Genomic DNA, 20,316 nt, shown 5'->3' with positions numbered 1-20,316 from the left:
AAGCTGAAGTGTGAACAGTACGAAATCAACTGCTCAGGAGTACGCCACATGTTTGCTTTCTTCGAGAGTCCGCTGAACGTTCTACAGCTGTCGAGCAAAGTGCTCGTGGCCGGTCTGATCATGTTGCTCGTGGGCATCTACGGTGCCTATCTCTACGACGGCCCCATGCCGATTGTGCTGCTGGTGATGATGCATGCGCTGACGATCCTCGGCCCGACCCTGATCAAGATCGGGTATGTGATGCGGCTGTTGTCGCAGTACCGCATCCGCCGGCCAGTGCTGGTTGCGCAAACACTGTAGTTTTTTTGTCGGGGCGGCGGTGTCTACGAGATTTCAGCGGCGCTCTGCCACCATCAACAAGGATTGCGGCACCTGGCTCTGCGGGTGCTGCGGCTCTTGCAGGCCGACCAGCCTCAAACCCGCCATGTCGAGCGCATTGAACCAGCTCGACAGGGTGCGGAAGTACCACGGCATCGGCTGCCATGCCCCTTTGAAACCAGCAAAATTTTCCTCCCGCCAGCCATCCTGATAATCCCCCGCCGCGACCGCCCAAGGATGCAGGGTCTGGATCACCAGCGCCCCATCGGGAGCCAGCAGCGCGTTCATCGCCGCCAGCAGCGGGATGATGTCCTGATGCAGCAGCGAGAAGTTGGCGCAGATCAGATTGAAGTCACGGCCGATATCGACCGCCGCCTCCACCAGCTCGGTATAAGGGGCGACGTGCACCTGTGCAGCCCCGGCCATCCGCGCCGCGTCGACCAGCGTCGCATCACCGTCAACACCCACTGCATCGATCCCGCGATCCGCCAGCGCCCGCAACAACCAGCCTTCACCGCATCCTAGATCGAGCACGCGCTCGGGCTGACGGCCCATGATTGCCAGCAGCATCGCCTGATCGGTGACCTGCTGGCGGCTTTCAATGGCGCCGCTGCGGATGGCTTCGATCCAGGCGTCGGCGTTGTGCTGCCAGCTCTGCAGCAGGGCGGATTCGGGGGAGGGCATGACAAGGTCCCGGTGTGTGAAAAAATCAGTATGGACGCCGAAAGCCGGATCGCCATCTGTCGATTCGCAGCGCACGTTCACGTTGGCGTGTTGCCCTAATATTTCCCGGGATGCTTCTGGAAAAAATCAGTAGAGGAGGTGCGACATGGATCCATTCATCGGCGGCTGCCTGTGCGGCGATGTCCGTTTCGAAGTGACGGGCCAGCCTTACCGCGTCGGCATCTGTCACTGCCTCGACTGCCGCAAACGCCACGGCGCGCTGTTCCATGCCTCGGCGATATTCCCCGAGGGCGCGCTGAAGGTCACGGGCGAAACCCGCGACTACAACGGCCGATTCTTCTGCCCCCGTTGCGGCTCACCGCTGTTCACGCGTTCCGCGGACGAAGTTGAGGTCAACATCGGCTCGCTCGATAAGCCGGACCAGTTCAAACCCACCTACGAACTCTGGACCCTACGCCGTGAATCATGGCTACCGGCGCTGCCACTGGCTCACCACTACGAGCGCGACCGCGAAAGCACCGGGCGAACTGAAGAGTAATTGCAGTCCACATCTTCATCGACTGACCTACCGTCATCGCTGGCAAGCCAGCTCCCACAGGGATTTTAGGCGTGTTCTGGATTGCCGGCATGCCACGCAACCTGTGGGAGCCAGCAGGGCTGGCTCCCACAATGGGAAGTACACAATGCCTGCAAATTTTAGCCGCGAATAAAGGCCAGAAGATCAGCGTTGATGGTGGGTGCCTCTGTCGTCGGCATCCCGTGCGGGAATCCCGGATAGGACTTCAGCGTGCCATTGGGCAGCAATTTCGCCGACAACGGCCCCGAGTTCGCATACGGCACAATCTGGTCATCCTCGCCGTGCATCACCAGCACCGGCACGGTGACCTTTTTCAAGTCCTCGGTGAAATCCGTCTGCGAGAACGCGACGATCCCGTCGTAATGCGCCTTGGCCCCGCCAATCATGCCCTGACGCCACCAGTTCGCGATGATCCCCTCTGAAGGCGTCGCCCCCGGCCGGTTGTAGCCATAAAAAGGCCCTGTGGGAATATCCCGATAAAACTGCGCGCGATTCGCCGCCAATTGCGCCTGAAAATCATCGAACACCGATTTCGGCAGTCCACCGGGATTGCTCTCGGTCTGCACCATCAGCGGCGGCACCGCGCTGATCAGCACGCCTTTGGCGACGTTGTCTTGGCCATGCCGGGCGATGTAATGAATCACCTCGCCGCCACCGGTCGAGTGACCAACATGCACAACGTTCTTCAAACCCAGATGATTAACCACGGCCAGCGTATCGTCGGCGTAATGGTCCATATCGTGGCCATCCCAGACCTGACTCGAGCGTCCATGCCCACGGCGATCATGGGCAATTACCCGAAAGCCTTCGCCGAGGAAGAACAGCATCTGCGCATCCCAATCATCCGAGCTGAGCGGCCAGCCGTGGTGGAAGTGGATCACCGGCGCGTCTTTCGGGCCCCAATCCTTGTAGAAGATTTCGACGCCGTCTTTGGTGGTGACAAATCCCATGTTCGCGACTCCAGACCAATGTGATGGATAACCCGCGCGGTAAGCGCGGACCGGTTTTGCTCAGGATGGATTTCTGCTGCGCTGGCTCAGTGCGAGCCGTTATCAACTGTAGGAGCAAAGCCGACATCTGCATGACCGGTGGTCGCAACGTCTGGCTTCAAACGCAAATTAGGCTTTGCTGAAAGGGATAAGCCGAGGCGCGCACAGGCATTGATGGCCGTAGCGACGCCCCTTCAGAACACCGTGAGTCTGAGGAAATCCCCCGATGCTGACCTTGAATATCAATGGCAAGGATCAGGAGCTCGATGTCCCCGCGGACATGCCGTTGCTCTGGGTCCTGCGCGATGTCGCGCACCTGACCGGGACCAAATTCGGCTGTGGCATGGCCCAGTGCGGGGCCTGCACCGTGCACGTTGACGGCGCGCCGTTGCGCGCCTGCATCACCCCCGCGACCGCCGTGGCCCACGGGCAGAAAATCCTTACCATCGAAGGCCTGTCCACGGACGGTTCGCACCCGGTGCAGCAAGCCTGGGCCGAACTCGATGTGGTGCAGTGCGGTTACTGCCAGTCGGGGCAGATCATGTCGGCCGCCGCGTTGCTGGCGAAAATCCCCAAACCCACCGACAGCGATATCGATCAGGCGCTCTCCGGCAACATCTGCCGCTGCGGCACCTATCCCCGGATCCGCGCAGCCGTGAAGCGCGCATCGGAAATCGGCTGATTCAATCTGTGGGAGATAGTCGATGAACAGTCCTGTATCGCGTCGCGGTTTTCTCAAGGGCAGCGCCATGTTGGGCGGCGGCCTGGTGGTGGCGTTTGTCGTCCCCGGCGGGCACAAGTTTGCCTATGCGGCCGAGAATGAAGGCAAGGTCTTTGCGCCCAATGCGTTCTTGCGCATTGCTGCGGACAACAGCGTCACTGTGTTGCTCGGCCATTCGGAAATGGGTCAGGGCATCTGGACCGGCCTGACCATGTTGATTGCTGAAGAGCTGGACGCCGATTGGTCGAAGATCCGCGTTGAACATTCGCCCGCGTCGGCGGCGGATTACGGCATGCCGGGGTTTGGCGGCATGCAAATTACCGGCGGTTCAACGTCGACCTGGATGGAGTTCGACCGCTATCGGCTGGCCGGCGCGACGGCGCGGCAGATGTTGGTGGAAGCGGCGGCAAAGCGCTTCGAAGTCGCACCATCGGCGATTCGCACCGAAGCGGGCGTGGTGATTGCCGGTGATAAACGCGCCACTTACGGCGAACTGGCCGACGCCGCCGGGCAACTGCCGGTGCCGGATCCGAAGTCGATCACCTTCAAGGAGGCCAAGGACTGGAGAGTCATTGGCAAACCAACCAAGCGTCTCGACACGCCGGAGAAAATCACCGGTCGCGCCAAGTTCGGCATGGACGTGCAGTTTGAAGGCCTGATGACCGCGATGGTCGCTCGCCCACCGGTATTTGGCGCCAGCGTGAAATCCTTCGAAGGCGCCGAAGCCTTGGCCGTGCCGGGCGTGCACAAAGTGGTGCAAGTGCCGAGCGGCGTCGCGGTGATTGCCGACCATTATTGGGCAGCAAAACTGGGCCGCGATGCACTGAAAGTCGATTGGGATCTGGGCCCGAATGCGGATATGAGCAGCACAAAATTGCTGGAGAGTTTCCGCAAACTGGCCACCACGCAAGGCACGTCAGCCAGTCAGGCCGGGGATGCCAAGGGCAGCTTCGGCAAAGCGGCGAAGAAAATCGACGTCGAGTACAGCGTGCCGTATCTGGCCCATGCGCCGATGGAACCGCTCAATTGCACGGTGAAGATCAGCGCCGAAAAATGCGAGATCTGGACCGGCACGCAGTTTCAGACCCTCGATCAAATGGTCGCCGGCAAGATCACCGGGCTGAAACCGGAGCAGGTGGAAATCCACACCGAATTCCTCGGCGGCGGGTTTGGGCGCCGCGCCAACCCGACCTCGGACTTCGTTGCCGAAGCGGTGCAAGTGGCGAAAGCCGCCGCGATGCCAGTGAAAACCGTGTGGTCGCGTGAGGACGATATTCGCGGCGGTTATTACCGTTCGATGTTCCTGCATCAAGCGAAAATCGGCCTTGGGGCCGACGGCCTGCCATCGAGTTGGCAACACGTATTGGTCGGCCAATCGATCATGACCGGCACGTTGATGGAGGCGATGATGGTCAAGAACGGCATCGACCCGACCTCGGTCGAAGGCGTTGCCGACAGTCCTTATGTCAAAGGTCTGGCCCATCATCAGGTCGATCTGCATTCGCCGCAGACCGGGATCAATGTGCTGTGGTTGCGCTCGGTGGGCCACAGCCACACCGGGTTTGTCATGGAATCGCTGATCGATGAAATGGCCACGGCGGCGGGCAAGGATCCGGTCGAGTACCGACGAACCTTGCTCAAGGATCATCCTCGGCATTTGGGCGTGCTTAATCTGGCGGTGGAGAAAGCCAACTGGAAAGCGCCGTTGCCGGACGGCCATGCCCTCGGTGTGGCAGTGCACGAATCGTTCGGCAGCTATGTGGCGCAGGTCGCCGAGGTGTCGCAGGACAATCTGGCGATCCGCGTACATCGCGTCGTTTGCGCGGTGGACTGCGGGATTGCAGTGAACCCGCAGAGCATCGCCGCGCAGATGGAGTCGTGCATCACCTTCGGCCTCGGCATGGCGCTGCACAGCAAACTGACCCTGAAGGACGGCGCTGTGGTGCAGTCCAACTATCACGATTATCAGGTGCTGCGGCTCAACGAGATGCCGGTGGTGGAAGTGCACATCGTGCCCAGCACTGACAAACCCGGCGGCATCGGCGAGGCCGGTGTGCCGCCGACTGCGCCAGCGGTGGCCAACGCGGTGTTCGCCCTGACCGGGCAACGCTTGCGCGAGTTGCCGCTGCAACTGTCGGGGGTGTGAGATGAAACGACATCTAGTATTGGGCACGGTCATTTTGCTGGGCTTGGGCGGTTATGCCTCGGACTTGTTTGCCGATGATCAAGAGGCCCTGAAAGCCTTCGGCACGGTGCAGAAAGTGTTCCAGAGCCCGCGCTGCCAGAATTGCCACATTCCCGGTGATTCGCCGTTGCAGTTCGATGCCGGCATTCCCCATGCGATGAACGTGGTGCGCGGCATGGACGGCAAGGGCGCGGCCGGTTTGCCCTGCGCAACCTGTCACGCAGAAAACAATCCGCCTGCCAGTTACGGCCCGCATGCACCGCCGGGTGCGCCGCACTGGAGCCTGCCACCGGCGGCACACAAAATGGCCTGGATCGGCCTGCCGCCAGACAAACTCTGCGCGATGATCAAGGATCGCTCGAGCAACGGCGACCGCGACTTTGCGGCGCTGATCAAGCATGTCAGCGAGGACAAACTGGTGCTCTGGGGCTGGAATCCCGGGGCAGGGCGCGCGCCCGTGCCGGTGCCGCACGATATTTTTGTCGCGCAATTCAAACTCTGGGCCGATGCCGGCGGGCCGTGTCCGGTGACGGGGATCTGATGGGTGAAGCCTCGCTGATTGCGCTACGCTCAAGTGCATTGATGACAACGGAGTGTGCGAATGCTGGTTCCAGGAAAACCCGCCAATGAAGCTGCGCGAATTCAGGTGCTGCACGGCCTCGACCTTCTCGACTCGGCGCCGGAGGAGCGTTTCGACCGACTGACGCGGCTGGCCAAGCGTCTGTTCAATGTGCCCATTGCACTGGTGACGCTGGTTGACGCCAATCGCCAGTGGTTCAAGTCGTGCGTGGGCCTTGATGCCACGGAAACGTCGAGGGATATTTCGTTCTGCGGCCACGCGATCCTGCAGAACGAACTGCTGCTGGTGCCGGATGCCCGCGAAGATGTGCGCTTTCATGACAATCCGCTGGTCACCGGCCATCCGAACATTCGCTTCTACGCCGGTTACCCGCTGACTGTGCCGAACGGCAACAAAATGGGCACGCTGTGCCTGATCGACACCAAGCCCCGTCAGCTCGACGATGAAGAACGCGCGCTGTTGCGTGATCTGGCGGAAATGGCCGAGCAAGAGCTGACCGCCGTGCAGATGGCGAGCATGGACGAGTTGACGTTGCTGTCCAACCGGCGCGGCTTCAAGCAACTGGCCCAACATGCACTGGACGCCTGCGCACGCCTTGAGCGGCCGGCGACGCAGCTGTTTTTCGATCTCAATGACTTCAAGCAGATCAACGATCTCTACGGGCATGCCGAGGGCGACAGTGCACTGAAGACTTTCGCCGATGTGCTGCGCATTGCCTTTCGCGAGAGTGATGTGGTCGGGCGTCTGGGCGGGGATGAGTTCGTCGCGCTGCTGACCGGCTCGAGCCACATTGAAACCACGAGGATCATGGCGCGGCTCAAGGAGATTCTCGAAGAGCGCAATGCCACGTTGCACCGGGGTTATGCGATTCGCTTCAGTGTTGGCCAGATTGAATACGACGGCAAACGCCACGAAACCGTGGATCGCCTGCTCGCCGACGCGGATGGCGCGATGTATGCGCACAAGCAGGCCCTGAAGCGCTGTTGATTCGGGCCCCATCGCTGGCAAGCCAGCTCCCACAGGGATCTGCAGTGAACCGGGATTTTGTGAACACCCGAGAAACTTTTGGGAGCTGGCTTGCCAGCGATGGCGTCCGCACATTCAACATCGTCATCGGCTGACCCACCGCCATCGCGAGCAGGCTCACTCCTACAAGGGGATTTGGGGTGTTGCGGGAATTTGGGGCATAAAAAAACCCGCCAGATCGGCGGGTTTTTTATTGGCTAAGCGAAGATCACTCTTCGATGTTGCCCATGGCGGTGGTGTTGAAGCCGCCGTCGACGTACATGATTTCGCCGCTGATGCCCGACGCCAGGTCGGAGCACAGGAAGGCGCCGGCGTTGCCGACTTCGTCGATGGTGACGTTGCGACGCAGTGGAGTTTGCGCTTCGTTGGCGGCCAGCATTTTCCGGAAGTTCTTGATGCCCGAGGCTGCCAGGGTACGGATCGGGCCAGCCGATACGCAGTTGACGCGGGTGCCGTCCGGGCCCAGGGAGCCGGCCAGGTAACGCACGCCAGCTTCCAGCGAAGCCTTGGCCATGCCCATGACGTTGTAGTTCGGCATGGTGCGCTCGGCGCCCAAGTACGACAGGGTCAGCAGGCTGCCGTTGCGGCCTTTCATCATTTCGCGGCCAGCTTTGGCCAGGGCCACGAAGCTGTAGGCGCTGATGTCGTGAGCGATGCGGAAACCGTCACGGGTGGTGGCTTCGGTGAAGTCGCCGTCCAGTTGGTCGCCCGGGGCGAAACCAACGGAGTGGACGATGCAGTCCAGGCCGTCCCACTTCTTGCTCAGTGCTTCGAAGACCTTGGCGATTTCTTCATCGCTGGCCACGTCGCACGGGAAGCACAGCTCAGGGCTCGAACCCCAGCCTTGGGCGAATTCTTCAACACGACCTTTCAGTTTGTCGTTCTGATAAGTGAAGGCAAGCTCAGCGCCCTCGCGATGCATGGCGGCAGCGATGCCGGATGCGATGGACAGCTTGCTGGCGACACCGACGATCAGTACGCGCTTACCGGCGAGAAAACCCATGTGTTGCTCCTCTTTCAGGTTATTGCGCAGTGGCTGGTGCCAAAAAAGCGGCTTCCAGCAACTGCTGTGTATACGGATGTTGGGGGGCGGCAAAAATACTTTGCGCGTCTCCCTGTTCGACCACTTGGCCATGCTTGACCACCATCAACTGGTGGCTCAGCGCTTTGACGACAGCCAGGTCATGGCTGATAAACAAATACGTCAGGTTGTACTTGGCTTGCAGTGAACGCAACAGCTCCACCACTTGCCGCTGCACTGTCCGGTCGAGCGCCGACGTCGGCTCGTCCAGCAGGATCAGCGCCGGTTTCAGCACCAAGGCCCGGGCAATGGCGATTCGTTGCCGTTGCCCACCGGAAAATTCGTGGGGGTAGCGGTGCCGGGTTTCCGGATCCAGACCTACCTCCTTCAATGCCGCAATAATCGCCGCCTCTTGTTCCTCGGCGGTGCCCATCCTGTGAATCCGCAGGCCTTCGCCAACGATGTCACTGACACACATGCGCGGGCTCAGGCTGCCAAACGGGTCCTGAAACACCACCTGCATCTCCCGCCGCAACGGGCGAACCTCGTTCTGCGTCAGGCAGTCTAGCTGCTTGCCTTCAAAGCGGATCGCGCCTTTGCTGCCGATCAGCCGCAAAATCGCCAGACCCAGCGTGGATTTGCCGGAACCGCTTTCTCCCACAATCCCCAGAGTCTGACCCTGAGGTAGGCTGAAATTGATGCCGTCCACTGCCTTGACGTGATCCACCGTGCGTTTGAGCAGGCCTTTCTTGATCGGGAACCAGACTTTCAGGTCCTCGACTTCAAGCAGCGGCGGCCCGATTTTATTGGTCGCCGGGCCTCCGCTGGGCTCCGCGCCGAGCAATTCCCGAGTGTACGGATGCTGCGGCGAACGGAACAGCTCTGCGCACGATGCCTGTTCGACGATGCAACCGCGCTGCATGACACATACGCGATGCGCAATTCTTCGCACCAGGTTCAAATCGTGACTGATCAGTAACAGCGACATGCCCAATCTGGCCTGCAATTGCTTGAGCAAATCGAGGATTTTCAGCTGAACGGTCACGTCCAGCGCCGTGGTTGGCTCGTCGGCAATCAGCAGTTCCGGCTCGTTGGCCAGGGCCATGGCGATCATCACCCGCTGGCGTTGGCCGCCGGACAATTCGTGGGGCAGGGCCTTGAGGCGCTTGTGCGGCTCGGGGATGCCGACCATCTCCAGCAGTTCCAGCGTGCGTTTGGTCGCGACTTTGCCGGTCAGGCCCTTGTGAATGCCGAGGACTTCGTTGATCTGCTTCTCGATCGAGTGCAGTGGGTTCAGCGAAGTCATGGGCTCCTGAAAGATCATCGCGATGCGATTGCCGCGAATGTGCCGAATGGTTTTTTCGCTCAGGCCCAGCAGGTTTTGCCCGGCGTAATTGATACTGCCGGCCGGATGACGGGCCATCGGGTAGGGCAGCAGGCGCAGGATCGAGTGCGCAGTCACCGATTTGCCCGAGCCGGATTCGCCCACCAGCGCGAGGGTTTCGCCACGCTTGATGTCGAAACTCACGCCTTCCACGACCCGGTGCACGCGCTCGCCGAAACCGAATTCGACGGCGAGGTCGCGCACTTCGATCAGATTGTCCTGATTCATTTCACTTCCTCGGGTCGAAGGCATCGCGAGCGGACTCGCCGATAAACACCAGCAAACTCAACATCAACGCCAACACGGCAAACGCGCTCATGCCCAGCCACGGCGCTTGCAGGTTGGATTTGCCTTGGGCGACCAGTTCACCCAGCGACGGACTGCCGGCCGGCAAGCCGAAACCGAGGAAGTCCAGGGCGGTGAGGGTGCCGATGGCGCCGGTGAGGATGAACGGCATGAACGTCATGGTCGAGACCATCGCGTTGGGCAGAATATGACGGAACATGATTGCGCCGTTCTGCATGCCCAGCGCCCTAGCGGCACGTACGTACTCGAGGTTGCGGCCACGGAGGAACTCGGCGCGCACCACGTCGACCAGGCTCATCCACGAGAACAGCAGCATGATCCCCAGCAGCCACCAGAAATTCGGCTGAACGAAACTGGCAAGGATGATCAGCAGATACAGCACTGGCAGCCCCGACCAGATTTCCAGAAAACGCTGCCCGGCCAGATCGACCCAGCCGCCATAGAATCCCTGAAGGGCGCCGGCAATCACGCCGATGATCGAACTCAAAACGGTCAGCGTCAGTGCAAACAGCACCGAAATACGGAAACCGTAAATCACCCGCGCCAGCACATCACGCCCCTGATCGTCGGTGCCCAGCAGGTTGTCCGCCGACGGTGGCGCCGGCGCCGGGACTTTCAGGTCGTAGTTGATGCTTTGGTAGCTGTAGGGGATCGGCGCCCACAACACCCAGGCATCCTTGGCCTTGAGCAGTTCGCGGATGTACGGGCTCTTGTAGTTGGCTTCCAGCGGGAATTCGCCGCCGAAGGCGGTTTCCGGGTAACGCTTGATCGCCGGGAAATACCAGCTGTTGTCGTAATGCACCACCAGCGGCTTGTCGTTGGCGATCAACTCGGCGCCGAGGCTCAGGCCGAACAGGATCAGAAACAGCCACAGCGACCACCAGCCACGCTTGTTGGCCTTGAACAGTTCGAAGCGGCGGCGGTTGAGAGGGGACAGGTTCATCTCAATGCTCCCGGCTTTCGAAGTCGATGCGCGGATCGACCAGGGTGTAGGTGAGGTCGCCGATCAGTTTCACCACCAGCCCGAGCAGAGTGAAGATGAACAGGGTGCCGAATACCACCGGGTAATCGCGGTTGATCGCCGCTTCGAAACTCATCAGGCCCAAACCATCGAGGGAGAAGATCACTTCCACCAGCAAGGAGCCGGTGAAGAAGATGCCGATGAACGCCGACGGGAAACCGGCAATCACCAGCAGCATGGCGTTGCGGAACACGTGGCCGTAGAGCACGCGATGACGGGTCAGGCCTTTGGCCTTGGCGGTGACCACGTACTGTTTGTTGATTTCGTCGAGGAAGCTGTTTTTGGTCAGCAGGGTCATGGTCGCGAAGTTGCCGATCACCAGCGCCGTCACTGGCAGCGCCAAGTGCCAGAAGTAATCGAGGATCTTGCCGCCGAAACTCAGCTCATCGAAGTTGTTCGAAGTCAGCCCGCGCAACGGGAACCAGTCGAGGTAACTGCCGCCGGCAAACACCACGATCAGCAGGATCGCAAAGAGGAACGCCGGAATTGCATAACCGACGATGATCGCCGAACTGGTCCAGACGTCGAAGTGGCTGCCGTGTCGCGTGGCCTTGGCGATCCCCAGCGGGATCGACACCAGGTACATGATCAGCGTGCTCCATAGCCCCAGCGAGATCGACACCGGCATCTTTTCCTTGATCAGGTCGATAACCTTGGCGTCGCGGAAAAAACTGTCGCCGAAATCCAGGGTCGCGTAGTTCTTGACCATGATCCACAGACGTTCCGGGGCCGATTTGTCGAACCCGTACATGTGCTCGATTTCCTTGATCAGCGCCGGGTCCAGACCTTGCGCGCCGCGATACGACGAGCCGGCCACCGACACTTCGGCACCGCCGCCGGCAATCCGGCTGGTGGCGCCTTCGAATCCTTCGAGCTTGGCGATCATCTGTTCCACCGGGCCACCGGGCGCGGCCTGAATGATCACGAAGTTGATCAGCAGAATGCCGAACAGGGTCGGGATGATCAGCAGCAGTCGCCGAAAAATATACGCCAGCATCTGATTACTCCGTGCCCGCAGGGTCGGCTTGCAGTTTGGTTTCGACTTCTACCGCCGGTTTCGCGTCAGGCTTGACCCACCAGGTGTTGATGCCGATGTCATACTTGGGTGAGACCTTCGGATGACCGATGTGATTCCAGTAAGCCACGCGCCAGGTCTTGATGTGCCAGTTGGGCACCACGTAGAAGCCCCATTGCAGCACGCGATCCAGTGCTCGCGCATGAGCCACCAGGCTTATCCGCGAATCAGCGTTGATCAGGTTTTCCACCAGTTGATCGACGATCGGATCCTTCAGACCCATGGTGTTGCGGCTGCTAGCCTTGTCGGCAGCGGCGCTCATCCAGTATTCGCGCTGCTCGTTACCCGGTGAGTTGGACTGCGGGAAGCTGCCGACCATCATGTCGAAATCCCGCGAACGCACGCGGTTGATGTATTGCGAGACGTCGACGCGGCGGATCACCAGATCAATGCCGAGGTCGCTGAGGTTGCGCTTGAACGGCAGCAGAACCCGTTCGAATTCGGTCTGCGCGAGGAGGAATTCGATGACCACCGGTTTGCCGGTGGCGTCGACCATTTTGTCGTCGACGATCTTCCAGCCAGCCTCTTGCAGCAGTTGATAGGCCTCGCGTTGCTGGGTGCGGATCATGCCGCTGGCGTCGGTTTTCGGATTCTCGAACGCTTCACTGAACACTTGCGCCGGCAACTTGCTGCGGAACGGCTCGAGGATCGCCCGCTGATCGGCATCGGGCAGGCCGGTGGCGGCCATTTCCGAGTTCTCGAAATAGCTGCGAGTACGGAAATAGGCACCGTTGAACAATTGCTTGTTGGTCCATTCGAAATCGAACAACAGACCGAGCGCCTGACGCACGCGCACGTCCTGGAACACCGGGCGGCGCAGGTTGAAGACGAAGCCCTGCATGCCGGTCGGGTTGCTGTTGGCGATCTGTTCCTTGATCAGGCGACCCTCGGTGACCGCCGGAATGTTATAGGCGTTGGCCCAGTTTTTCGCGGTCATCTCCAGCCAGTAATCGAACTGACCGGCCTTCAGCGCTTCGAGGGCGACGGTGTTGTCGCGGTAGTAATCGGTGGTCATCGTGTCGAAATTGTAGAAGCCACGGTTGACCGGCAAGTCCTTGCCCCAATAATCCTTGACCCGCTCGTAACGCACCGAACGCCCGGCCTTCACTTCGGCGACTTTGTACGGGCCGCTGCCCAGTGGAATTTCCAGATTGCCCTTGTTGAAGTCGCGATCGGCCCACCAGTGTTTCGGCAGCACCGGTAATTGGCCGAGGATCAGCGGCAACTCGCGGTTGTTGCTGTGTTTGAACTTGAACAGCACTTTCAGCGGGTCTTCGGCGATCACTTCGGACACGTCGCTGTAGTAGCCGCGAAACATCGGCGAGCCTTCCTTGGTCAGCGTGTTGAAGCTGAACACCACGTCGTCGGCACGCACCGGGTGGCCGTCGTGGAAGCGTGCTTCGGGACGCAGGTAGAAGCGCACCCAGCTGTTGTCCGGGGCCTTTTCGATTTTCCCGGCGATCAGGCCGTATTCGGTGAACGGCTCGTCAAGGCTGTGTTTGGTCAGGGTGTCGTAGATCTGCCCGATGTCATCGGCTGGCACGCCTTTGCTGATAAACGGGTTGAGGCTGTCGAAGCCACCGAACCCGGCCTGACGGAAGATCCCGCCCTTCGGCGCGTCGGGGTTCACGTAATCGAATTGCTTGAAATCGGCCGGGTATTTCGGCGGCTCGTTGTACAGGGTCACGGCGTGTTGCGGGGCGGCAAAGGCCAGCCCGGCGAACAGCAAGCCGCCGGCCTGGACGAGCAGGGTGCGGATAGGGTTCATCGATCTTTCTCCGAAGACTTCAGCCACCACGCGCTCAAACCCAGGGTGTAGGGCGGCGTGGTGACGAAGGCCAACCGGTTGCGGTAGGCCAGACGGTGATAATTGAGGTACCAGTTGGGAATGCTGTAGTGCTGCCAGAGCAGTACGCGGTCGAGGGCCTTGCCGGCGGCGACCTGTTCATCGCGGGTGCGCGCGGCGAGCAATTGTTCAAGCAAGTGATCGACCACCGGGTTGGCGATGCCCGCGTAATTCTTGCTGCCCTTGATTTTGACCTGGCTGGAGTGGAAGTACTGCCACTGCTCAAGGCCAGGGCTGAGGGTCTGGTTGAGCGTCATCAGGATCATGTCGAAATCGAACTGATCGAGGCGTTGTTTGTACTGCGCACGATCGACCGTGCGCAGGCGCGCGTCGATGCCGATGCTGTTGAGGTTCTCGATGTACGGCTGGAGGATGCGTTCCAGATTCGGGTTGACCAGCAACAGCTCCAGACTCAACGGTTGGCCATTGGCGTTTTGCAGGCGCTGACCGTTGAGCTTCCAGCCGGCTTCGGCGAGCAGGGCCAGGGCCTTGCGCAGGGTTTCTCGCGGAATGCCGCGACCGTCGGTTTGCGGCAGGGTAAACGGCTCTGTGAACAGCTTGGCCGGGAGTTGCTCTTTATACGGCTTGAGCATCAGCCATTCATGGCCGACTGGCAGGCCGCTCGCGCTGAATTCACTGTTGGGGTAGTAACTGGTGCTGCGCTTGTAGGCGTCGCTGAACAGCGCCCGGTTGGTCCACTCGAAGTCGAACATCAGGCCCAGTGCTTCGCGGGTTTTCACGTCAGAAAACGTGGCGCGGCGGGTGTTCATGAACAGGCCCTGACTCTGGGTCGGGATCTGATGCGGGATCTGCGCCTTGATCACGTCGCCACGGCGAACGGCCGGGAAGTTGTAGCCGTTGGCCCAGTTCTTCGCCTGATGCTCGATGTAGATGTCGAACTCGCCGGCCTTGAACGCTTCGAAGGCGACATCGCTGTCACGGTAAAACTCGACTTCCATGCGATCGAAGTTGTACTTGCCGCGATTGACCGCAAGGTCCTTGCCCCAGTAATCCTTGACCCGTTCGAAGATCAATTGCCGGCCCGGCGTCACCGAAGTGATGCGGTACGGCCCGCTGCCCAGCGGCGGCTCGAAAGTGGTGGCCTTGAAGTCGCGGTCTTTCCAGTAATGCTGCGGCAGTACAGGCAGTTCACCGAGGCGCAGGATCAACAGCGGATTGCCCGAGCGCTTGAGCACAAAGCGAATCCGCTGCTTGTTGAGGATGTCGACCCGCAGCACTTCTTGCAGCGCGGTGCGGTACAGCGGATGACCGTCCTTGAGCAGCGTTCGATAGGAGAACGCCACGTCATAGGCGGTAATCGGCGTGCCATCGTGGAAACGCGCTTCCGGGCGCAGATTGAAGACGACCCAGCTGCGATCTTCGCTGTACTCCACCGATTGCGCGATCAAGCCGTAGCTGGACGCTGGTTCATCGCCCGATGGCGAATATTGGCCGGTGCCGACCATCAGCGGCTCGTTCAGCTCGTTGATGCCGTACTGGAGGAAATTACCGGTAGAAACCGGGCTGGTGCCCTTGAAAGTGTACGGGTTGACCGTATCGAAGGTGCCGAACGCCATCACCCGCAACGTACCGCCCTTGGGCGCTTGCGGGTTGACCCAGTCGAAGTGGGTAAATCTGGCCGGGTACTTGAGCGTGCCGAACTGCGCATAACCGTGACTTTCGGTAATCGTCGCGCTTGCGGTTGAGCTCAAGGCCAGGCTGATCAGGAGCAGGAGGAGGGCACGCTTCAAGTCAGATCCGATCCAGCGGCTTGGGCTTTGTGGGCCGTACAGTAACAGCTTGTCTGGACAGGAAAAAGATGCGGGTTAATGCTGTGTTAATGCAAAAAAAAGATCGCCGCCTGCGGCAGCTCCTACAGTGATCGATGTAGGAGCTGCCGCAGGCTGCGATCTTTTGATTTTACAATCAGTGCGGCTGGTAAACCGTGAGCATCTGCCCCGGCTTCAATGCCTTGCCCGCACCCGGATTCCAGCGCTTGAGATGTTGCATCTCGACGTTGAATCGCTTGGCCACAACGTACAGCGTGTCGCCGCGTTTGACCTTGTACTGGGTCTGCTGCTCGCTGTCGCTCTTGCCTTTGGTCTTGCTGTTGGCCGCCACCACCGTGTTGACCCGACCGGACTTGCGTGCCGGGCTGCGCTTGGTGTTGTCCTGCATCACCAGGGTCTGGCCGATCTTGAGGTTCTTGCCGGTCAGCTTGTTCCAGCGCTGCAGATCCTTCACTTCGACCTTGTTGGCCTTGGCGATGGAGCCGAGGTTATCGCCACGCTTGACGCGATAGGCGCGCTTGAGCTGCGCGACCTGGGTTGGATCAGCACCTTCAAACACCGGTTTCAGCGAACGCGGGCTGATCAACTCGTCAGGGCGCATGGTCTGCAGACTGGCAGTCAGCAATTGCGCCTTCGACGTTGGCACCAGCAAATGCTGAGGGCCGTCGATGGTGGTGCGTTGCTTGAACGCCGGGTTGAGCTGGAACAGTTCGTCTTCGTCGATGTTGGCCACCGCGGCAACCTTGGACAGGTCCATGCGCTGGTTGATTTCGACGACCTGGAAGTACGGTTCGTTGGCGATCGGGTTGAGGTTGACCCCGTAGGCCTCTGGCGCCAGCACCACTTGTGACAATGCCAGCAGTTTCGGCACGTACGCCTGGGTTTCCGCCGGCAGCGGCAGGTTCCAGTAGTCGGTAGGCAGGCCAAGCTTTTCGTTGCGTTCGATGGCGCGGCTGACCGTGCCTTCACCGGCGTTGTACGCCGCCAGAGCCAGCAGCCAGTCACCGTTGAACATGTCGTGCAAGCGGGTCAGGTAATCCATTGCTGCGGTGGTCGAAGCGGTGATGTCGCGACGGCCATCGTAGAAGCGGGTCTGACGCAGGTTGAAGTAACGCCCGGTGGAAGGAATGAATTGCCACAGGCCGACAGCATCGGCCCGGGAATAGGCCATCGGGTTGTAGGCGCTTTCAATCACTGGCAGCAGGGCCAGTTCCAGCGGCATGTTGCGTTCTTCGAGGCGTTCGACGATGTAGTGAATATAGAGACTGCCGCGTTCGCCGGCGTTCTCGAGGAAAGAGGGATTGCTGGCGAACCACAGGCGCTGCTGCTCGATGCGCGGGTTCACGCCGAGGCCTTCCTGCAACTGGAAGCCCTGGCGCATGCGCTCCCAGATATCCTGGGGAACCTGTGGGCTGGGCTTCTCGGTCAGCCAGATCGGCTTCTGCTTGGCTCGCGCAGCAATGTTCGGCGTATGGGTCGCTTCAGTCTGCGGAGCATGGCTGGAACAGCCCGCCAGCGTGGCGGACACAGCCACCGCGATGGCTTGCGCCAGGCGGGTCAATGCGTCTGAATTGACGGACTTACGTATGGATGACGACATTGGCTGGAAGTAAGTTCCGGGCAAAAATGTCGGGCGATTCTAGAAAGCGCACCCCCCGAGGTCAACCATTCAGAATTTTTGTACCAAGCAGAGGGGGGCTTAGAACTTATCTTTCCAAGCCCGCAGAGCCGCAAAAACCTCACTCGGCGCCCGGTTTTGAGCGCCTGCCCGTTCGTCCACTTTTTGTGTAACTAATGTTTCAGCGGTACGCAAAAACGGATTTGTGAGCTTTTCCAGGGCAATGGTCGACGGCAGGGTCATGACACCGTTTTGCCGTTGCTGGGTGACTTTTTCCAGACGGGCGGTGACATTCGGGTTGCCCGGTTCGACGGCAGCGGCAAACTTCAGATTGCTCAGGGTGTATTCGTGGGTGCAGTAGACCAGCGTGTCTTCCGGCAAAGCGGCCAGACGACTGAGCGAGTGATACATCTGCTCCGGCGTGCCTTCGAACAGTCGGCCACAGCCAGCGGCGAACAGCGTGTCGCCGCAGAACAGCAGACCGTGGTGGTAATAGGCAATGTGCCCAAGGGTGTGACCGGGCACCGCATAGACAGCGAAGTCCCAGCCGAGCACGCTGACACTGTCGTTGTCCTTGAGCGCTACGTCGCGCGCCGGGATGCTTTCGCTGGCTGGCCCATAGACTTTTGCACCGCTCGCCGCTTTCAGGCGCTCGACGCCGCCGACGTGATCATGGTGATGGTGGGTGATCAGGATATCGCTCAACACCCAGCCAGGATGGGCTTCAAGCCATGCCAGCACAGGCGCGGCATCGCCCGGATCGACCACCGCGCAACGTTGGGTACGGTGATCCTGTAACAACCAGATGTAGTTGTCGGTGAACGCGGGCAGGGCACTGATCTGTATCATCGTCGGAATTCGCCAAGCGGAAAACATTGGCGCATCTTAGTAGTTCCTGGCGCGTTGGAGAATGACATGACCGATAAAGCGTTCGCTCAGGCTGATCCGGACTGGCTGGCGTTGATCAGCGCCGCCCGTGAATGGCTGTCGGGGCCGCTCGGGCAATTTCTGCTGGATGAAGAGCGGCGCATGCTCGACGACGAGTTGGGCCGGTTCTTTGGTGGCTATCTGGTGCATTACGGGCCGTCGGCGCAAACCCCACCGTCAGCGCCTCAGGTGCAGCGCAATGTGCGTCTGGGTGCGCCGCTGCCGGGGGTCGAGATCGTCTGCGAAGAGCAAGCCTGGCCGCTGAGCGAGCATGCGGCGGACGTGGTGGTGATGCAGCACGGTCTGGATTTCTGCCTGTCGCCCCACGGTTTGCTGCGTGAAGCGGCGAGCAGCGTGCGGCCTGGCGGGCATTTGCTGATCGTCGGCATCAATCCATGGAGTACCTGGGGACTGCGTCATGTGTTCGCCCACGACGCGTTGCGTCAGGCGCGTTGCATCTCGCCGTCGCGGGTCGCCGACTGGCTCAATCTGCTGGGCTTTGCGCTGGAGAAACGCCGCTTCGGGTGCTATCGTCCGCCGCTCGCGTCGCCCAAGTGGCAGGCCCGTCTGGCCGGCTGGGAACGCAAGGCCGGTGACTGGCAACTGTCGGGCGGCGGCTTCTATTTATTGGTTGCGCGCAAGATCGTGGTCGGCCTCAGGCCTTTGCGCCAGGAGCGCCGCGAGCCGATGGGCAAGCTGATTCCTCTGCCGATGGCCAAGGTCAATCGCCGCCGCATCGAACCGTAAACCTTCTTTTTATATGTGGCCGGACTTGCTCCGGCCTCGGCCATTGTCGATCCGTGATCGGTGGGGCGAACATCAATTCTGGATAGAGTGGCATGAGCGAAAGCGTTGAAAGCGTCGACACCGTAGAACTGTTCACTGACGGCGCCTGCAAAGGCAACCCCGGCCCGGGCGGCTGGGGCGCCTTGCTGGTATGCAAGGGCGTTGAAAAGGAACTGTGGGGCGGCGAAGCCAACACCACCAACAACCGCATGGAACTGCTCGGCGCCATTCGTGGCCTCGAAGCCTTGAAACGTCCGTGCGACGTGCTGCTGGTGACCGACTCGCAATACGTGATGAAGGGCATCAACGAGTGGATGGCCAACTGGAAGAAGCGCGGCTGGAAAACAGCGGCGAAAGAACCGGTGAAAAACGCCGACCTGTGGAAAGAGCTGGACGAGCAGGTCAATCGCCACAAAGTCACCTGGAAATGGGTGCGCGGGCACATTGGCCATCACGGTAACGAGCGGGCTGACCAGTTGGCTAACCGTGGGGTAGATGAAGTGCGCGGTTACAAGCAGAGCTGATTTCGCTTCTGAACCGTGGTGCGGCCATTCGCGGTCTGACTGAAACACCCCGCCGAGCGTGTTAACATCCGCGTTTTTTGCAAGATCGACCCGTTGAGAGCTGAGCACTGATGGCCACCAGATCCGTTGTACTCGATACCGAAACCACCGGCATGCCGGTGACCGATGGTCACCGGATCATTGAAATCGGCTGTGTCGAACTGATCGGTCGGCGCCTGACGGGCCGGCATTTTCACGTTTACCTGCAACCGGATCGCGAGAGTGATGAGGGCGCGATTGGCGTTCACGGCATCACCAACGAATTCCTCGTGGGCAAGCCGCGTTTCAACGAAGTCGCTGATGAGTTCTTCGAGTTCATCAAGGGCGCACAGCTGATCATCCATAACGCGGCGTTCGACGTTGGCTTCATCAACAACGAATTCGCGCTGATGGGCCAGCAGGATCGTGCTGACATCACCCAGCATTGCTCGATCCTCGACACCCTGATGATGGCTCGGGAACGTCACCCGGGTCAGCGCAACAGCCTCGATGCCTTGTGCAAACGCTACGGCGTCGACAACTCTGGCCGTGAACTGCACGGGGCCTTGCTCGACTCGGAGATTCTCGCCGACGTCTACCTGACCATGACCGGTGGCCAGACCAGCCTGTCGCTGGCTGGCAATGCCTCTGACGGTAATGGCACGGGCGATGGCGCGGACAACTCGGCCACCGAGATTCGCCGCTTGCCGGCGGATCGCCAGCCTGCGCGGATCATTCGTGCGACTGAGGATGAGTTGGCGGCGCATCTGGTGCGGCTGGAAATTATTGCCAAATCGGCGGGCGGCCCGGCGTTGTGGACGCAGATTGCCGAAGCCGACGCCCAAGCCTGAAGATCAAAAGATCGCAGCCTGCGGCAGCTCCTACAGGGGATTGCATTCCAATGTAGGAGCTGCCGCAGG

19 protein-coding genes are annotated in these 20,316 nt (G+C 60.4%); 9 read left to right on the top strand and 10 right to left on the bottom strand.

Going from position 1 to position 20,316, the window contains the following annotated elements; genetic code table 11:
* Nucleotides 1-48: 48 nt before the first annotated feature.
* Entirely contained in the window at nt 49-300 is a 252-nt protein-coding gene (locus tag EJA71_RS18120) for a transmembrane sensor/regulator PpyR (protein ID WP_158958998.1), read from the top strand.
* Between the two features lie 33 nt (nt 301-333).
* Here the strand turns inward: EJA71_RS18120 and EJA71_RS18115 are convergent, their stop codons facing one another.
* Nucleotides 334-1,002 (bottom strand): bifunctional 2-polyprenyl-6-hydroxyphenol methylase/3-demethylubiquinol 3-O-methyltransferase UbiG, encoded by a 669-nt coding sequence (locus tag EJA71_RS18115; protein ID WP_158958996.1) that lies wholly within the window; start codon nt 1,000-1,002, stop codon nt 334-336.
* A 145-nt stretch (nt 1,003-1,147) separates the two neighbouring features.
* On the opposite strand from EJA71_RS18115, the gene EJA71_RS18110 reads away from it, so the two are divergent.
* Nucleotides 1,148-1,540: a GFA family protein gene (locus EJA71_RS18110; protein WP_158958994.1), complete on the top strand. Its 393-nt coding sequence runs from the start codon at nt 1,148-1,150 to the stop codon at nt 1,538-1,540.
* Between the two features lie 158 nt (nt 1,541-1,698).
* On the opposite strand, the gene EJA71_RS18105 is transcribed toward EJA71_RS18110, so the two are convergent.
* The gene (locus EJA71_RS18105) at nt 1,699-2,529 is read right to left on the bottom strand and encodes an alpha/beta fold hydrolase (protein ID WP_158958992.1); all 831 of its coding nucleotides are present in this window, start codon (nt 2,527-2,529) and stop codon (nt 1,699-1,701) included.
* 265 nt (nt 2,530-2,794) lie between these two features.
* Between EJA71_RS18105 and EJA71_RS18100 the strand changes: the two genes are divergently transcribed.
* From EJA71_RS18100 to EJA71_RS18085, 4 genes are read left to right on the top strand one after another with little or no spacing between them, the layout of a single operon-like run.
* Entirely contained in the window at nt 2,795-3,250 is a 456-nt protein-coding gene (locus EJA71_RS18100) for a (2Fe-2S)-binding protein (protein ID WP_003224136.1), read from the top strand.
* Between the two features lie 22 nt (nt 3,251-3,272).
* Nucleotides 3,273-5,435 (top strand): xanthine dehydrogenase family protein molybdopterin-binding subunit, encoded by a 2,163-nt coding sequence (locus EJA71_RS18095; RefSeq protein WP_158958990.1) that lies wholly within the window; start codon nt 3,273-3,275, stop codon nt 5,433-5,435.
* A gap of 1 nt (nt 5,436) precedes the next feature.
* Nucleotides 5,437-6,015, top strand: a complete 579-nt coding sequence (locus tag EJA71_RS18090) for a hypothetical protein (protein ID WP_158958988.1) — start codon at nt 5,437-5,439, stop codon at nt 6,013-6,015.
* Nucleotides 6,016-6,075: 60 nt separating this feature from the next.
* A complete protein-coding gene (locus EJA71_RS18085; RefSeq protein WP_158958986.1) occupies nt 6,076-7,041 on the top strand; it encodes a sensor domain-containing diguanylate cyclase in 966 nt (321 codons plus the stop codon).
* A gap of 247 nt (nt 7,042-7,288) precedes the next feature.
* Here EJA71_RS18085 and fabI read toward each other — a convergent pair whose 3' ends face one another.
* The 8 genes from fabI to gloB all read right to left on the bottom strand — a co-directional run bounded on the left by fabI (nt 7,289) and on the right by gloB (nt 17,990).
* Entirely contained in the window at nt 7,289-8,083 is a 795-nt protein-coding gene (gene fabI / locus EJA71_RS18080; protein ID WP_007910591.1) for an enoyl-ACP reductase FabI, read from the bottom strand.
* A gap of 19 nt (nt 8,084-8,102) precedes the next feature.
* Nucleotides 8,103-9,713: an ABC transporter ATP-binding protein gene (locus EJA71_RS18075; protein ID WP_158958984.1), complete on the bottom strand. Its 1,611-nt coding sequence runs from the start codon at nt 9,711-9,713 to the stop codon at nt 8,103-8,105.
* A 1-nt stretch (nt 9,714) separates the two neighbouring features.
* Nucleotides 9,715-10,734: an ABC transporter permease gene (locus tag EJA71_RS18070; RefSeq protein WP_158958982.1), complete on the bottom strand. Its 1,020-nt coding sequence runs from the start codon at nt 10,732-10,734 to the stop codon at nt 9,715-9,717.
* Between the two features lies 1 nt (nt 10,735).
* Nucleotides 10,736-11,809, bottom strand: a complete 1,074-nt coding sequence (locus tag EJA71_RS18065) for a microcin C ABC transporter permease YejB (protein ID WP_016987121.1) — start codon at nt 11,807-11,809, stop codon at nt 10,736-10,738.
* A gap of 4 nt (nt 11,810-11,813) precedes the next feature.
* A complete protein-coding gene (locus EJA71_RS18060; RefSeq protein WP_158958980.1) occupies nt 11,814-13,655 on the bottom strand; it encodes an extracellular solute-binding protein in 1,842 nt (613 codons plus the stop codon).
* Complete coding sequence (locus EJA71_RS18055; RefSeq protein ID WP_158958978.1) at nt 13,652-15,484, bottom strand: extracellular solute-binding protein; 1,833 nt, start codon at nt 15,482-15,484, stop codon at nt 13,652-13,654. The genes EJA71_RS18060 and EJA71_RS18055 overlap by 4 nt, the downstream gene beginning before the upstream one ends.
* Nucleotides 15,485-15,659: 175 nt before the next feature.
* Entirely contained in the window at nt 15,660-17,123 is a 1,464-nt protein-coding gene (locus EJA71_RS18050) for a transglycosylase SLT domain-containing protein (RefSeq protein ID WP_158958976.1), read from the bottom strand.
* A 99-nt stretch (nt 17,124-17,222) separates the two neighbouring features.
* Nucleotides 17,223-17,990: a hydroxyacylglutathione hydrolase gene (gene gloB, locus EJA71_RS18045; RefSeq protein WP_158958975.1), complete on the bottom strand. Its 768-nt coding sequence runs from the start codon at nt 17,988-17,990 to the stop codon at nt 17,223-17,225.
* Nucleotides 17,991-18,056: 66 nt separating this feature from the next.
* Between gloB and EJA71_RS18040 the strand changes: the two genes are divergently transcribed.
* From EJA71_RS18040 to dnaQ, 3 genes are all read left to right on the top strand, one after another.
* Complete coding sequence (locus EJA71_RS18040; protein WP_158958973.1) at nt 18,057-18,815, top strand: class I SAM-dependent methyltransferase; 759 nt, start codon at nt 18,057-18,059, stop codon at nt 18,813-18,815.
* A 92-nt stretch (nt 18,816-18,907) separates the two neighbouring features.
* Nucleotides 18,908-19,378, top strand: a complete 471-nt coding sequence (rnhA, locus tag EJA71_RS18035) for a ribonuclease HI (protein WP_123441684.1) — start codon at nt 18,908-18,910, stop codon at nt 19,376-19,378.
* A 110-nt stretch (nt 19,379-19,488) separates the two neighbouring features.
* Nucleotides 19,489-20,247, top strand: a complete 759-nt coding sequence (gene dnaQ, locus EJA71_RS18030; protein WP_158958971.1) for a DNA polymerase III subunit epsilon — start codon at nt 19,489-19,491, stop codon at nt 20,245-20,247.
* Nucleotides 20,248-20,316: the final 69 nt, after the last annotated feature.

The sequence above is a fragment of the Pseudomonas sp. PB106 genome (assembly GCF_009764645.1).
Classification (GTDB): Bacteria; Pseudomonadota; Gammaproteobacteria; order Pseudomonadales; family Pseudomonadaceae; genus Aquipseudomonas.
This window is presented reverse-complemented; position numbering and strand designations above follow the sequence as displayed.

What these genes read in the sequence shown, in the direction of transcription:
- EJA71_RS18060 (WP_158958980.1), bottom strand. Translation starts at nt 13,655, where the DNA reads ATGAACCCTATCCGCACCCTGCTCGTCCAGGCCGGCGGCTTGCTGTTC.
- fabI (WP_007910591.1), bottom strand. Translation starts at nt 8,083, where the DNA reads ATGGGTTTTCTCGCCGGTAAGCGCGTACTGATCGTCGGTGTCGCCAGC.
- gloB (WP_158958975.1), bottom strand. Translation starts at nt 17,990, where the DNA reads ATGATACAGATCAGTGCCCTGCCCGCGTTCACCGACAACTACATCTGG.
- EJA71_RS18075 (WP_158958984.1), bottom strand. Translation starts at nt 9,713, where the DNA reads ATGAATCAGGACAATCTGATCGAAGTGCGCGACCTCGCCGTCGAATTC.
- EJA71_RS18070 (WP_158958982.1), bottom strand. Translation starts at nt 10,734, where the DNA reads ATGAACCTGTCCCCTCTCAACCGCCGCCGCTTCGAACTGTTCAAGGCC.
- dnaQ (WP_158958971.1), top strand. Translation starts at nt 19,489, where the DNA reads ATGGCCACCAGATCCGTTGTACTCGATACCGAAACCACCGGCATGCCG.
- EJA71_RS18065 (WP_016987121.1), bottom strand. Translation starts at nt 11,809, where the DNA reads ATGCTGGCGTATATTTTTCGGCGACTGCTGCTGATCATCCCGACCCTG.
- EJA71_RS18115 (WP_158958996.1), bottom strand. Translation starts at nt 1,002, where the DNA reads ATGCCCTCCCCCGAATCCGCCCTGCTGCAGAGCTGGCAGCACAACGCC.
- EJA71_RS18090 (WP_158958988.1), top strand. Translation starts at nt 5,437, where the DNA reads ATGAAACGACATCTAGTATTGGGCACGGTCATTTTGCTGGGCTTGGGC.
- rnhA (WP_123441684.1), top strand. Translation starts at nt 18,908, where the DNA reads ATGAGCGAAAGCGTTGAAAGCGTCGACACCGTAGAACTGTTCACTGAC.
- EJA71_RS18040 (WP_158958973.1), top strand. Translation starts at nt 18,057, where the DNA reads ATGACCGATAAAGCGTTCGCTCAGGCTGATCCGGACTGGCTGGCGTTG.
- EJA71_RS18105 (WP_158958992.1), bottom strand. Translation starts at nt 2,529, where the DNA reads ATGGGATTTGTCACCACCAAAGACGGCGTCGAAATCTTCTACAAGGAT.
- EJA71_RS18085 (WP_158958986.1), top strand. Translation starts at nt 6,076, where the DNA reads ATGCTGGTTCCAGGAAAACCCGCCAATGAAGCTGCGCGAATTCAGGTG.
- EJA71_RS18095 (WP_158958990.1), top strand. Translation starts at nt 3,273, where the DNA reads ATGAACAGTCCTGTATCGCGTCGCGGTTTTCTCAAGGGCAGCGCCATG.
- EJA71_RS18110 (WP_158958994.1), top strand. Translation starts at nt 1,148, where the DNA reads ATGGATCCATTCATCGGCGGCTGCCTGTGCGGCGATGTCCGTTTCGAA.
- EJA71_RS18050 (WP_158958976.1), bottom strand. Translation starts at nt 17,123, where the DNA reads ATGTCGTCATCCATACGTAAGTCCGTCAATTCAGACGCATTGACCCGC.
- EJA71_RS18100 (WP_003224136.1), top strand. Translation starts at nt 2,795, where the DNA reads ATGCTGACCTTGAATATCAATGGCAAGGATCAGGAGCTCGATGTCCCC.
- EJA71_RS18120 (WP_158958998.1), top strand. Translation starts at nt 49, where the DNA reads ATGTTTGCTTTCTTCGAGAGTCCGCTGAACGTTCTACAGCTGTCGAGC.